Origin of the sequence: Streptomyces sp. enrichment culture (assembly GCF_964273145.1) — a bacterium.
In the GTDB taxonomy this organism is placed as follows: domain Bacteria; phylum Actinomycetota; class Actinomycetes; order Streptomycetales; family Streptomycetaceae; genus Streptomyces.
Genome location: NZ_OZ186875.1, coordinates 59,754 through 73,648 on the forward strand (window position 1 = coordinate 59,754; position 13,895 = coordinate 73,648).

Consider the following 13,895-nt stretch of genomic DNA (forward strand, 5'->3'; position numbering starts at 1 on the left):
AACTCGCCCGGCCCTAAAGTGAGCCCATGCTGAGACACACGTACGAGGGACAGGACTGCAACCTCGCCCGGACCCTGGAGGTCATCGGCGAGCGCTGGACCCTGCTGATCATCCGCTCGGCGCTGCTCGGCACCACCCGCTTCGACGGGTTCCTCTCCCACCTGGACATCGCGCGCAACGTGCTGTCCTCGCGGCTCAACCGGCTGGTCGAGCACGGCATCATGGAGCGGGTGCCCTACCAGGACAAGCCGGTGCGCCACGAGTACCGGCTCACCGCGGCCGGCCGGGACCTGACCGGGGCGGTCGTCGCCCTGATGCAGTGGGGGGACCGCAACCTGCCGCAGGAGCTGGGCCCGCCGCGCCGGGCCGACCACATCGGCTGCACGGGAACCGTCCGGGCCGAGCTGCGCTGCACGGACTGCGGACGCGCCGTGCACGACGAGGAGGTGGACGTCCGCCGCATCCGCTGAACAGCGCGGGGGAGCGCACGGACGAAGATGCCGCCCCGGGGCCGGTCCGCCCACGATGACAGCCCCCGCCGCCGAAGAGGAGGCGGCGCGTACGAGGAGGCGTCCGTGCCCGCACTGGGAGCGCTGCGCAGGCTGGTCATGGCTCCGTCCCTGCAGGACGTCGGCTTCGCCGGACGAGGTTTCGACATCAGGCCCGACGAGCGCACCCGCCGGCTGGAAGCCGTGCCCCAGGCCGTGGTCACCGGCTTCGAGTGGGGCATCGAGGACCGGGACCTGGCCACCACCGAGCGCCGGCTCGCGCTGGTCGACCCGCTCCACCGGGGCTTCGCCTACGAGGGCGCCACCATGGCGTGCGCGATCCGCGACGCGATGAGCCGCGGCGGCCACCGCACCCGGGACCTGCTGCGCGGCGGCGGCAGGCCGCACATCTTCCTCAACTACATCGGCATCGGCTTCGCCATGGCGAAGCTGCCCCGGCCGCTGTGGAGGAAGTTCCTGCCCGACCTGACCGAACCGGACCTGTACCCGGCGATGAGCTGGCTGTGCGTCGACGGCTACGGCTTCGACCGCGCCTACTTCGACACCGGCACCTGGGTGGACGGACAGCGCCTGGACACCCCCTACGACTGGGACGGCGCCCCCTCCTACTGGCAGCGCGCCTTCGACCAGGGGGTCGGCCGCGCCCTGTGGTTCATCCACGGCGGGCACGTCGGCAACGTGTCCGCGGCCGTGGGGGCGTTCGCGGACGGGCGGCGGGCGGATCTGTGGAGCGGCGTCGGTCTCGCCGCCACCTTCGCGGGCGGCACCACGGCCGCCGGCCTGGCCGCGCTGCGCGCGCGGGCGGGGGACTTCGCCGGCCACCTGGCGCAGGGCGCGGTGTTCGCGGCCAAGGCCCGCCACCACGCCGGGTTCGTCCCCGAGCACAGCAGCGCCGCCGTGCACGCGTTCACCGGACGCACCGTCGAGGCCGTCGCGCGACTGGCCGACGACTGCGCGGCCACCGCGCCCGGGGACGGGGCCACGCCGGCCTACGAGGTCTGGCGGCGCAATGTGCGGGCGCAATTGAGCACCGCCGTTGTTTGAGCACATCTGAAGTAGACGCCGCTCCGGGGCGCCTGGCTACATTCGATTCGCTCGGGGATTCCCGGGATTCGAGAGGGGCGGTTTACTGCTGTGTCCAGTGTATTTGGCGCACTCCGGCGTCGATTGCTCACGCCTCCTGTTTCCGAGACGACCATGGAGGTGCGCGGATTCCATGTGAAGAACGCGGAGGCAAAAGAGCGGCTCGAATACATCGGGGAAGTATTCCTGAGGGGATACGCCCACGCGGTGGAGGCGGGCTCGCCCGCCGAGGCGGAGGAACTGCTGGAGAGCGTCCCGCGGGACGTGCGCGGCTTCGCCTACGAAGGCGCCGGCATGGGCGCCGTCGTGCACGACGCGCTGCCCGGACACGGCGGCAGGCTCCAGGGGCTGCTCGCCGGCCGGGGCCGCCACCACGACTACATGATCTACGTCGGCATGGGCTGGGCGATGGCCCGCCTGCCGAAGCCGCTGTGGCCCGACATCCCCGCCACCGACCCGCTGCTGCGCTGGCTGGCGCTGGACGGGTACGGCTTCCACCAGGCGTACTTCAGGACCGACGCGTACGTGCGCACCCCCCACGTCCAGCACCCCTTCCGCTGGCGCGGCGGCCACAACCACTACACGGCCAACGCCATCGACCAGGGCATCGGCCGCGCCCTGTGGTTCGTCGGCGGCACCGACCCCGACGTCGTCACCGGCCTGATCCGCGCCTACCCCGAACACCGCCACGGCGACCTGTACGCGGGCGCCGGGCTCGCCTGCGCCTACGCGGGCGGCGCCGGCGAGGACGAACTCGCGCACTTCGCCGAGGGCGCCGGCGAACACCGCTGGGCGCTCGCCCAGGGGTCCGCCTTCGCGACCGAGGCGCGCATCAAGGCGGGCACGGTCATCGACCACACCCATCTCGCCGCCCGCGTCGTGTGCGGCACGACGGCCGAACGCGCCTCGCAGGTGTGCCGGGACACCAGGCCCCGGGAGACCGGCTCCCACGGAGCGTTTCCGGCCTACGAGAAATGGCGGCGCGACATCGCCGGGCAACTCGCTTCCTCTTCGCTCGTCTTGAAAGGGGCCGATCAGTGACGGTCGCAAAGAAATGGCTTCGCAGGAATTCGCCGGGAATTGTGGCCCTGGCCCTGATGGTGGGCACCTTCTACGGCGTACGGCTGCCCGAGTCCTCGGCCGCCGAGATCGAAAAGCTGGCGAAGGATTTCTCCTTCGAGCCGATGTCCATCGCCCTGCCCGCCGGATTCGAGAAGCAGGAGGTCCGGAAGGTCAACAAGGCCTACCGGCACATCGAGGCGTGGATCTCCTCGGTCGGCGCCGGAGTCGCCGTCAACGACCTGGACGGCGACGGCCTGGCCAACGACCTGTGCGTGAACGACGTACGCATCGACCAGGCCGTGGTCACCCCCGCGCCCACCCGCAAGGACAAGTACGAGCCGTTCGCGCTGGACCCGGCCCCCCTGGGCACCAGCGCGACGATGGCGCCGATGGGCTGCATGCCCGGCGACTACGACGAGGACGGCAGCATGGACCTCCTCGTCTACTACTGGGGCCGCACGCCCGTCCTGTTCATGAACAAGGGGCGGAAGGACGAGCCGCTGACCGCCGCCTCCTTCACCCCCACCGAGCTGCTGCCGGGCAAACCCGGCCGGACCTACACCGGCCCGTTGTGGAACTCCAACGCGGCGGCGGTGGCCGACTTCGACGGCGACGGCCACGACGACATCTACATCGGCAACTACTTCCCCGACAGCCCGGTCCTGGACCCGTCCAAGGACGGCGACGTCACCATGAACGCCTCGCTCTCGCACGCCCAGAACGGCGGCGGCGGCCACTTCTTCCGCTGGACGAAGGACGGCTACGAGAAGGTCGACGACGCCATCCCGCAGAACCTGAACAAGGGCTGGACGCTCGGCGCCTCCGCCGCCGACCTCGACGGCGACCGGCTGCCCGAGATGTTCCTCGCCCACGACTTCGGCACCTCGGCGCTGCTGCACAACACCTCCACCCCGGGCAGGATCCGCTTCTCCGAGGTCAAGGCCGAGCACACCGCGACCGTGCCCAAGTCCAAGGAACTGGGCCGCAGCTCGTTCAAGGGCATGGGCGTCGACTTCGGCGACCTGGACCACGACGGGCTGTACGACATGTTCGTCAGCAACATCACCACCTCGTTCGGCATCCAGGAGTCCAACTTCGCCTTCATCAGCGACGCCGGCAGCCGAGCGGAGCTGCGGGGCCGCTTCGCCGAGGGCGAGGCCCCCTACAAGGACGAGTCCACCGGCCTGGGGCTCGCCTGGTCCGGCTGGGGCTGGGACGTGAAGACGGGCGACTTCGACAACGACGGCGACCTGGAGATCACCCAGGCCCTCGGCTTCGTCAAGGGCAAGAACAACCGCTGGCCGCAGCTGCAGGAGCTCGCCACCGCCAACGACGCCCTGGTCCCCAACCCCCAGTGGTGGCCGAACGTCGAGCACGGCGACGACCTCGCCGGCAACCAGCGCATGCGCTTCTTCGCCAAGGACCCCGACACCGGCCGCTACCACAACCTCTCCGTCGCCCTCGGCATCGGCGAGCCCGTCCCCACCCGCGGCATCGCCACCGGTGACGTCGACGGCGACGGCCGCCTCGACATGGCGGTGGCCCGCCAGTGGGGCGAGCCCGTCTTCCTCCACAACGTCAGCGAGAACCCCGGCGCCCACCTGGGGCTGAAGCTCACCCACCCGGACGGCGCCCCCGTGGTCGGCGCGGAGGTCTGCGTCGAACTGCCCGACGGCACCAAGCGCATCACCCGCCTGGACGGCGGCGGCGGCCACTCCGGCAAGCGCAGCACCGACGTCCACCTCGGGCTGGGCAAGGACGTCCGCACCCCCGTACCCACCGAGATCACCTGGCGCGACCGGACCGGCGAGGTCCACACGCAGAAGCTGAAGCTTGCCCCGGGCTGGCACAGCCTCCAGTTGGGCACCGAGGCCAAGGAGAAGTGACGATGTCCGCACCCAGTCCCGCCGCACGGCACAACCCGAAGGTCACCACCGCGTTGCGCCGGTTCGCGATCTCCATCTCCGTGCTGAACATCTTCGGTTACACCGTCCTCGGCTTCGAACAGCCCTGGCTCTGGCCGTTCGTCGCCCTGGCGACCGGCTACACCGTCGAGATCGTCCTGGAGCTCCTCGGCGCCCGCGCCGAGGGCCGCGCGCCGCGCTTCACCGGCGGCGGCTTCAAGGGCCTGGTGGAGTTCCTCTTCCCGGCCCACATCACCTCGCTCGCCGTGAACATGCTGTCGTACGTCAACGACCGGATGTGGGTCATGGTGTTCGGCGTCATCGTCGCCGTCGGCACCAAGTGGGTGCTGCGCGCCCCGGTCAAGGGACGCATGCGGCACTTCATGAACCCCTCGAACTTCGGCATCGCCGTCATCCTGGTGCTCTTCCCCTGGGCGTCCATCGCCCCGCCGTACCACTTCACCGAGTACCTCGACGGCGGCTTCGACTGGCTCGTGCCGGCGATCATCATCACCCTCGGCACGATGCTCAACGCCAAGCTCACCGAGCGCATGTGGCTGATCCTCGCCTGGGTCGGCGGCTTCGCCCTCCAGGCGATCGTCCGCGGCCTGCTGTTCGGCACCTCCATCCCCGCGGCCCTGGCGATGATGACCGGCGTGGCGTTCGTGCTCTTCACGAACTACATGATCACGGACCCGGGTACGACGCCGTCGTCGAAGTGGGGCCAGATCGCCTTCGGCGGCGGTGTCGCCGCCCTGTACGGCGTGCTGACCGCGATGAGCGTCGCCTACGGCCTGTTCTTCGCCACCGCCCTGGTCTGCGCCGTCCGCGGCGCCTTCCTGTGGACCGCCGACATCGTGGCCAGGAGGCGGGCCGAGGAGGCCCTCGCCCTCGCCGCCGTCACCCAGTCCGGCACCCCGTCCGGCACCCCGTCCGGCACCCAGTCCGGCACCCCGTCCGGCACCGCTCCCGAGGCGGCCGGGACGTCCGCCGCGTGCGCCTGCCCGGCCGGCGCCTGCGCCTGCCCCGCCCCGGCGAACGCCGGGGCCGAGACCCTCAAGACACCGGTGGCAGCATGACCAGAATCGCCATCGTCGGCATGGCCTGCCGCTATCCCGACGCCACGGACCCCAAGCAACTGTGGGACAACGCCGTCGCCGGACGGCGCGCGTTCCGCCGCCTGCCCGACGTCCGGATGAACCTGGACGACTACTGGGACGCGGACCCGGCCACCCCCGACACCTTCTACGCCCGCAACGCCGCGGTCCTGGAGGGCTACGAGTTCGACCGGGTCGCCCACAAGATCGCGGGCAGCACCTTCCGGTCGACCGACCTGACGCACTGGCTCGCCCTGGACACCGCCGGGCGCGCGCTCGCCGACGCCGGGTTCCCCGGCGGCGAGGGCCTGCCCCGCGAACGCACCGGCGTCATCGTCGGCAACACCCTCACCGGCGAGTTCTCCCGCGCCAACGTGATGCGGCTGCGCTGGCCGTACGTACGGCGGGTGATGGCCGCGGCCCTCAAGGGCGAACAGGACTGGGACGAGGACCGCATCGCGCGCTTCCTCGACGAGGTCGAGACCGCGTACAAGGAGCCGTTCCCCGCCGTCGACGAGGACACCCTCGCCGGGGGACTCGCCAACACCATCGCCGGCCGGATCTGCAACCACTTCGACCTCAACGGCGGCGGATACACCGTCGACGGCGCCTGCTCCTCCTCGCTGCTGTCGGTCACCACCGCGGGGACCGCGCTGGCCGGCGGGGAGATCGACGTCGCCGTCGCCGGCGGGGTGGACCTGTCGATCGACCCGTTCGAGATCATCGGCTTCGCCAAGACCGGCGCGCTCGCCAAGGACGAGATGAGGCTCTACGACCGCGGCTCCAACGGCTTCTGGCCGGGTGAGGGCTGCGGCATGGTCGTCCTGATGCGGGAGGAGGACGCCCTCGCCGCGGGCCACCGCATCTACGCCACCGTCGCGGGCTGGGGCGTGTCCTCCGACGGCCAGGGCGGCATCACCCGCCCCGAGGTGAGCGGATACCAGCTGGCACTCGAACGGGCCTACCGGCGGGCCGGGTTCGGCATCGAGACCGTCCGGCTCTTCGAGGGGCACGGCACCGGCACCGCCGTGGGCGACACCACCGAGCTCACCGCCCTGTCCGACGCGCGCCGCCGGGCCGACCCCGGCGCGCCGGCCGCGGCCATCACCTCCATCAAGGGCATGATCGGCCACACCAAGGCGGCCGCCGGCGTCGCCGGCCTGATCAAGGCGGCCATGGCCGTCGAGCACCGGACCCTCCCGCCGGCCATCGGCACCGTCGACCCGCACGAACTGCTCACCGGCGACGAGGCCGCCCTCAAGGCCCTGCGCAAGGCCGAGCCCTGGCCCGAGGGAGCACCGCGCCGGGCCGGCGTCACCGCCATGGGCTTCGGCGGCATCAACACCCACGTCGTCCTCGACGAGCCCGCCGGCCGGCGCCGCACGGCCCCCAGCCGGCGCACCGCCGCCCTCGCCCACGCGCCGCAGGACTGCGAACTGCTCGTCCTGGACGGCGAGTCCCCCCAGGCGCTGCGCGCCCGGCTCACCGAGGTCGCCGCCTTCGCCGCCCGGGTCTCCTACGGCCAGGTCGCCGACCTCGCCGCCACACTCCAGCGCGAACTGCGCGGCCTGCCCCACCGCGCGGCCGTCGTCGCCGCCTCCCCGCAGGACGCCGAGCGCCGCCTGACCCACCTGGCCGGCCTGCTGGAGTCGGGGCAGACCTCGTACACCGCCGCCGACGGCCGCGGCTTCCTGGGCCGGGCCACCCGGCGCGCACGGATCGGCTTCCTCTTCCCGGGCCAGGGCTCCGGCCACGGCACCGGCGGAGGCGCGCTGGCCCGCCGCTTCCCCGAGGCCGCCGAGGTCTTCGACCGGGCCGCGCTGCCCGCCACCGGCGACATGGTCGCCACGGACGTGGCGCAGCCGCGCATCGTCACCGGCTCCGCCGCGGGCCTGCGCGTCCTCGACGCGCTGCGCCTGGAGGCGTCGGTCGCCGTCGGGCACAGCCTCGGCGAGCTGTCCGCCCTGCACTGGGCCGGGGCCCTCGACGAGGAAACGCTCCTGCGGGCGGCGCGGGTACGCGGCCGGGCCATGGCCGAGCACGGCGCCGCGGGCACGATGGCCTCCCTGGGCACCACGCCCGAGCGGGCCGGGGAGCTCCTCGCCGGCCTCGACGCCGTCATCGCCGGGTACAACGGCCCGGAGCAGACGGTGATCGCCGGTTCGCCGGCGGACATCGACGAACTCCAGCGCCGCGCCCAGCGGGCCGGGGTCGCCTGCACCCGCCTGAACGTCTCGCACGCCTTCCACTCGCCGCTCGTCGCCGACTGCGCCGCGGCCTTCGGCGCCTGGCTGGCCACGGCCCGCCTCGGCTCCCCCTCCGGCCGCGTCGTCTCCACCGTCACCGGCGAGGAACTGGCGGCCGGGACGGACCTGGCCGCGCTGCTCACCGAGCAGATCACCGGGCCCGTCCGCTTCACGCGGGCGGTGAGCGAGGCGGCCCGCCACGTCGACCTGTTCGTCGAGGTCGGCCCCGGACGCGTGCTCAGCGCTCTCGCCCGGGCCACCACCGGTGTCCCGGCCGTCGCCCTGAACACCGACGACGAGTCGCTGCGCAGCGCCCTCGCGGTCGCCGGCGCCGCGTTCGTCGCCGGAGCGCCCGTCGCCCTGGAGCGGCTCTTCGAGGACCGGCTCATCCGGCCGCTCGTCATCGGCCAGGAGTTCTCCTTCCTCACCAGCCCCTGTGAGCAGGTACCGCGCCAGGAGGCGCTGTCCGAGCGCCGCCGGCGGCCCGCCGCCCCGGCGGCCGGGGCGGCGCACGACGAGCGCCCGGCACCGGCTCCCGCGGACACCCGGGCCGCCGGCGGGACACCGGTGGCCGGTGACGGACCGGCCGCCGGGGAGACGGCCGGGGACGGCGCCGGCGCGCTGGAGGTGCTGCGCGGCCTGGTCGCCGAGCGCGCCGAGCTGCCCGCCGAACTCGTCGACCCCGCCAGCCGGCTCCTGGACGACCTCCACATGAGCTCGATCACCGTCGGCCAGATCGTCAACCAGGCGGCGTCCCGCCTGGGGATCGCCGCGGCGCAGGTGCCGACCAACTTCGCCACCGCCACCCTGGCCGAACTGGCCGAGGCCCTGGAGACCCTCGCCGGCACCGGCGGCGCCGAGGCGCCCGCCGCCCCCGTCGTCGCGGGCGCGGCCCCCTGGGCCCGCCCCTTCGCCGTCGACCTCGACGAGGTCGCCCGGCCGCCCGCCGCCCCCGGCGGCACCGACGGGGACTGGGAGCTGTTCGCCCCCCAGGGACATCCGTACGCCGAACGGCTGCGCCGGGAACTGGCGGGTGCCGGTGTCGGCGCGGGCGTGCTGGCCGTGCTGTCCGAGGGCTGCGCGCGGCAGGAGGTGGACCGGGTGCTGGCCGCCGCGCACAGCGCGCTCGCCGGCGACCGCGAACGCCGCTTCGTCCTCGTCCAGGACGGGCGCGGCGCCGCGGGCCTGGCCAAGACCCTGTACCTGGAGGCCCCGCACCTGCGCACCACCGTCGTCCACACCCCGGCCGCACCGGACGCGGTGGAACGGGTGGTGGCCGAGGTGGCGGCCACCACCCGCTTCACCGAGGTCCACTACGACGACGCCGGCGTGCGCCGCGTGCCGACCCTGCGGGCCCTGCCGGTGGCGCCCGAGCGCACCGGGTCACCGCTGGACGCCTCGGACGTCCTGCTGGTGACGGGCGGCGGCAAGGGCATTTCCGCGGAGTGCGCGCTGGCCGTGGCCCGCAGGACCGGTGCCGCGCTGGCCGTCCTGGGCCGCTCGGACCCGGCCGGGGACCGGGAACTCGCCGACAACCTCGAGCGGATGCGCGCCGGTGGCGTGCGCGTGCACTACGCGCGGGCCGACGTCACCGTCCCCGGGCAGGTCGCCGCGGCCGTCGCCGAACTGACCGGGGAGCTCGGGACGGTCACCGGCCTGCTGCACGGTGCCGGCCGCAACGAGCCGAACGCGCTGGCGCGGCTGGCCCCGGGCGACTTCGAGCGGACCTTCGCCCCGAAGGTCGACGGGCTGCGCACGGTCCTGGACGCGGTGGGTGCCGGCAACCTCAAACTGCTGGTGACCTTCGGCAGCATCATCGGCCGGGCCGGCCTGCGCGGCGAGGCCCACTACGCCACCGCCAACGAGTGGCTGGCCGACCTCACCGAGGAGACCGCCCGCGCCCATCCCGGCCTGCGGGCCCGCTGTGTGGAGTGGTCGGTGTGGTCCGGTGTCGGCATGGGCGAGAAGCTCTCCGTCGTGGAGTCCCTGTCCCGCGAGGGCATCACACCGGTCTCCCCGGACCAGGGCGTGGAGATCCTGCTGCGCCTGATCGAGGACCCGGACGCGCCCGTGGTGACGGTCGTCAGCGGCCGCACCGAGGGCATCGACACCGTCCGCCGCGACCTGCCGGACCTGCCGATGCTGCGCTTCACCGGCAACCCGCTGGTGCGCTACCACGGCGTCGAGCTGGTCACCGAGGCGGAGCTGAACGCCGGGACCGACCCGTACCTGTCCGACCACCTGCTCGACGGCAACCTGCTGCTGCCCGCCGTCATCGGCATGGAGGCCATGACCCAGGTCGCCACCGCGGTCACCGGCCGCACCGGCGTCCCGGTCATCGAGGACGCCAGGTTCCTGCGGCCCATCGTGGTGCCGCCCAACGGCAGCACCCGCATCAGGATCGCGGCGACCGTCACCGGCGCCGACACCGTCGACGCCGCCATCCACGCCGAGGACACCGGGTTCGCCGCCGAGCACTTCCGGGCCCGTCTGGTGTTCACCGGGGCCGCCGCGCCCGACGGCCCGCCGCTGCAGGTGCCCGACGGCACCCCGGCCGTGCCGCTGGACCCGGCCACCGACCTGTACGGCGGCGTCCTGTTCCAGGGCGCCCGCTTCCAGCGGCTGCGCCGCTTCCACCGGGCCGCCGCCCGGCACGTGGACGCCGAGGTCGCCGTCGAGCAGAGGCCCGAGGGCTGGTTCGCCGGCTTCCTGCCCGGCCGGCTGCTGCTCGCCGACCCGGGCATGCGCGACGCGCTCATGCACGGCAACCAGGTGTGCGTCCCCGACGCGACCCTGCTGCCGTCCGGCGTGGAGCGCATCCACGCGCTCGGCTCGGGCGACCACGTCCCCGGCCGGCTGCGGTACACCGCCGTCGAGCGCAGCCGCGACGGCGACACCTACGTGTACGACATCGCGGTGCGCGACGACAGCGGCACCGTCGTCGAACGCTGGGACGGCCTGACCCTGCACGCCGTGCGCAAGACCGACGGCTCCGGCCCGTGGGTCGCCCCGCTGCTCGGCCCGTACCTGGAGCGCGCGCTGGAGGACGTCGTCGGCAGCCGCATCGCCGTCGCCGTCGAGCCGCACGGGGACGCCCCGGCCGGTTCCGTCGCCCAGCGCCGCGGTTTCACCGCGGACGCGGCGGCGCGGGCGCTGGGCGGCCCGGTGACGGTCCGGCACCGCCCGGACGGGCGGCCCGAGCTGGAACCGGACCGGCACCTGTCGGTGTCGGCGGCGCACGGCCTGGGGATCACCCTCAGCGCCGTCTGCGACACCGAGGTGGCCTGCGACGTCGAGGCGGTCAGCATGCGCTCGGCCCACGAGTGGCGCGGGCTGCTCGGGGACCACGCGGCCGTCGCCGAGCTGGTCGCCCAAGAGACGGGCGAGGCGCCGGACACCGCCGCCACGCGGGTGTGGGGGGCGGTGGAGTGCCTGCGCAAGGCCGGCGTCATGGCCGGCGCGCCCCTGACGGTGCTGCCGCGCCGCAAGGACGCCTGGGTGGTCTTCGCCGCGGGCGACCTGCGGATCGCGACCTTCGTCACCGCGCTGCGCGACGCCCTGGAGCCCGCCGTCTTCGCGTTCCTCACGCACGCACCGCACACCGCACAGGGGAGGGGCTAGGACATGGCGGAGGACTACTTCGAGTACCGGCACACGGTCGGTTTCGAGGAGACCAACCTGGTCGGCAACGTCTACTACGTGAACTACCTGCGCTGGCAGGGCCGGTGCCGGGAGCTGTTCCTGCACCGGAGGGCACCGGAGGTGCTGGCCGAGGTGCAGGCCGACCTGAAGCTGTTCACGCTGAAGGTGGACTGCGAGTTCTTCGCCGAGATCACCGCCTTCGACGAGCTGTCCATCCGGATGCGGCTGTCCGAACTGGGGCAGACGCAACTGGAGTTCACCTTCGACTACGTCAAGGTGACCGGCGGGGCGGAGGTGCTCGTGGCCCGCGGGCGCCAGCGGATCGCGTGCATGCGCGGGCCGAACACCGACACCGTGCCCGCGCGCATCCCCGAGGCCCTGGCCCGCGCCCTGGAGCCGTACACCGTCCACGGCCGCGTGCTGACGGGGCGGGCGGCATGAGAACCCTGGCCGCCGCGCCGCCGCGGGACGCCGCCGCCGGCGATCCCGCGCGGCTGCGGCGGGCCCTCGGGTCCTTCGCCACCGGTGTGACCGTCGTGACGGTCGGCGGGGCACACCCGCGGGGGATGACCGCCAACTCCTTCACCTCGGTGTCGCTGGACCCCGCCCTGGTGCTGCTGTGCGTCGGCAACGACGCCCAGATGAACCGGGTCCTCGCCGAGGCCGACACCTTCGCGGTGTCGGTCCTCGGCGCCGGGCAGGAGGACGTGGCCCGGCACTTCGCCGACCGCTCCCGCCCCCCGGGATCCGCGCAGTTCGACGCCGTGGACTGGCTGCCCGGCGAGATGGCCGGCGCCCCGCTGATCGCGGGGGCCGCCGCCCACTTCGAATGCGCCAGGTGGCGGGCGTACGACGGCGGCGACCACACCGTCCACGTCGGCCGGGTGCTCGCCCTGGACGACCTGCCGGGCCGCGAACCACTGGTCTTCCACGGCGGCCGCTTCCGGCGGCTCGCCGCACCCGGGGAAGGGGAGCGCGCATGAGCGTCCATCCGCCCGGGCCGCCCGTGCGGGCGCTGCCCGGCCTGCTGCGCAAGCTGGCGGCCGACCGGCTCGGCATGATGCGGGAGGCGGCCGCGCTGTCCGACGCCGTCCGCGTCCGCATGGGGCCGAAGAAGCTGTACGTCTTCAACCGCCCGGACTACGCCAAGCACGTCCTGGCCGACAACGCCGCCAACTACCACAAGGGCATCGGCCTGGTGGAGTCCCGCAAGGCGCTCGGCGACGGCCTGCTCACCAGCGAGGGCGAGCTGTGGCGCGCCCAGCGCCGCACGGTGCAGCCCGCGTTCCGACCGGGCCGGATCACCGCCCAGGCCGGGGCCGTGGCCGAGGAGGCCGCCCGGCTGGTGGAGCTGCTGCGCCGGCGTGCCGGGGACACCCCCGTCGACGTCCTGCGGGAGGTCACCGGGCTCACCCTCGGAGTGCTCGGGCGCACCCTCATGGACACCCGTCTGGACGGGCGCGGCGGCATCGCCCACGCCTTCGAGGCCGTCCAGGACCAGGCCATGTTCGACATGGTCACCCAGGGCCTGGTGCCGACGTGGGTGCCGTTCGCCACGCAGCGGCGCTTCCGCCGGGCCCGCCGGGAGCTGGCCCGCACCGTGGACGAGCTGGTCGCCGACCGCAGCGCGCGCCTTGCGGACGGGGACGGCGCCGAGGACGCGTTCGCCCGGATGATCCTCGCCGCCCGCGGGCGCGGGGACCCGGCGTCGGCCCGCCGGCTCCTGCGGGAGGAACTGGTCACCCTGCTGCTGGCCGGTCACGAGACGACGGCCAGCACGCTCGGCTGGACCCTGCTGCTGCTCGCCCGCCACCCGCACGTGCGGGACCTGGTGCGCGAGGAGGCGCGTGCGGTGCTGGCCGGCGGCCGCCTGCCGGAGGCCGGGGACCTGCACAAGCTGACGTACACCACGCAGGCCGTGCAGGAGGCGATGCGGCTGTACCCGCCGGTGTGGATCCTGCCGCGCATCGCCCGGGGGCCCGACGAGGTCGGCGGTTTCGACGTGCCGGCCGGCGCCGACGTGCTGGTGTGCCCGTACACCCTGCACCGCCACCCGGACCTGTGGGACGAACCGGAGCGGTTCGACCCGGACCGCTTCGACGCCTCGCGCGTGGCGCACCGGCACCGCTACGCGTACATCCCCTTCGGCGCGGGGCCGCGGTTCTGCATCGGAAGCAACCTGGGGATGATGGAGGCGGTGTTCGTCACCGCGCTCGTCAGCCGGGACCTGGACCTGTCCGTGGTGCCCGGGCACCGGGGCGTCGCCGAGCCGATGATGTCGCTGCGGATGCGGGGCGGACTGCCGATGACGGTCCGCCCGGTGGACTGAGCCGCGGCCGGCGGCGCGGCCCG

At 73.8% G+C, this 13,895-nt stretch carries 9 protein-coding genes; all 9 read left to right on the plus strand.

From position 1 onward, the window contains the following. Positions 1 to 26: 26 nt before the first annotated feature. The 9 genes from ACSU6Z_RS29500 (at position 27) to ACSU6Z_RS29540 (ending at position 13,872) form a co-directional block, all read left to right on the plus strand. Positions 27 to 470 carry a winged helix-turn-helix transcriptional regulator gene (locus ACSU6Z_RS29500; RefSeq protein WP_437050680.1) on the plus strand — a complete coding sequence of 148 codons (444 nt, stop codon included), beginning with the start codon at positions 27 to 29 and terminating at the stop codon, positions 468 to 470. Between the two features lie 105 nt (positions 471 to 575). After that, entirely contained in the window at positions 576 to 1,553 is a 978-nt protein-coding gene (locus ACSU6Z_RS29505) for a DUF1702 family protein (RefSeq protein WP_437050682.1), read from the plus strand. A gap of 90 nt (positions 1,554 to 1,643) precedes the next feature. After that, a complete protein-coding gene (locus tag ACSU6Z_RS29510) occupies positions 1,644 to 2,633 on the plus strand; it encodes a DUF1702 family protein (RefSeq protein ID WP_437050683.1) in 990 nt (329 codons plus the stop codon). 56 nt (positions 2,634 to 2,689) lie between these two features. After that, the gene (locus tag ACSU6Z_RS29515; RefSeq protein ID WP_437050797.1) at positions 2,690 to 4,540 is read left to right on the plus strand and encodes a CRTAC1 family protein; all 1,851 of its coding nucleotides are present in this window, start codon (positions 2,690 to 2,692) and stop codon (positions 4,538 to 4,540) included. 2 nt (positions 4,541 to 4,542) lie between these two features. Further along, entirely contained in the window at positions 4,543 to 5,637 is a 1,095-nt protein-coding gene (locus ACSU6Z_RS29520) for an enediyne biosynthesis protein (protein WP_437050684.1), read from the plus strand. Beyond that, the gene (locus ACSU6Z_RS29525) at positions 5,634 to 11,522 is read left to right on the plus strand and encodes a type I polyketide synthase (protein WP_437050686.1); all 5,889 of its coding nucleotides are present in this window, start codon (positions 5,634 to 5,636) and stop codon (positions 11,520 to 11,522) included. Before ACSU6Z_RS29520 ends, ACSU6Z_RS29525 begins: the two co-directional genes overlap by 4 nt. A 3-nt stretch (positions 11,523 to 11,525) precedes the next feature. Then, on the plus strand, positions 11,526 to 11,984 hold the full coding sequence (locus ACSU6Z_RS29530) for an acyl-CoA thioesterase (RefSeq protein ID WP_437050688.1): 459 nt from the start codon (positions 11,526 to 11,528) through the stop codon (positions 11,982 to 11,984). After that, positions 11,981 to 12,526 (plus strand): flavin reductase family protein, encoded by a 546-nt coding sequence (locus ACSU6Z_RS29535; RefSeq protein WP_437050690.1) that lies wholly within the window; start codon positions 11,981 to 11,983, stop codon positions 12,524 to 12,526. The genes ACSU6Z_RS29530 and ACSU6Z_RS29535 overlap by 4 nt, the downstream gene beginning before the upstream one ends. After that, positions 12,523 to 13,872 carry a cytochrome P450 gene (locus ACSU6Z_RS29540; RefSeq protein ID WP_437050691.1) on the plus strand — a complete coding sequence of 450 codons (1,350 nt, stop codon included), beginning with the start codon at positions 12,523 to 12,525 and terminating at the stop codon, positions 13,870 to 13,872. Before ACSU6Z_RS29535 ends, ACSU6Z_RS29540 begins: the two co-directional genes overlap by 4 nt. The last annotated feature ends 23 nt before the right edge of the window (positions 13,873 to 13,895 follow it).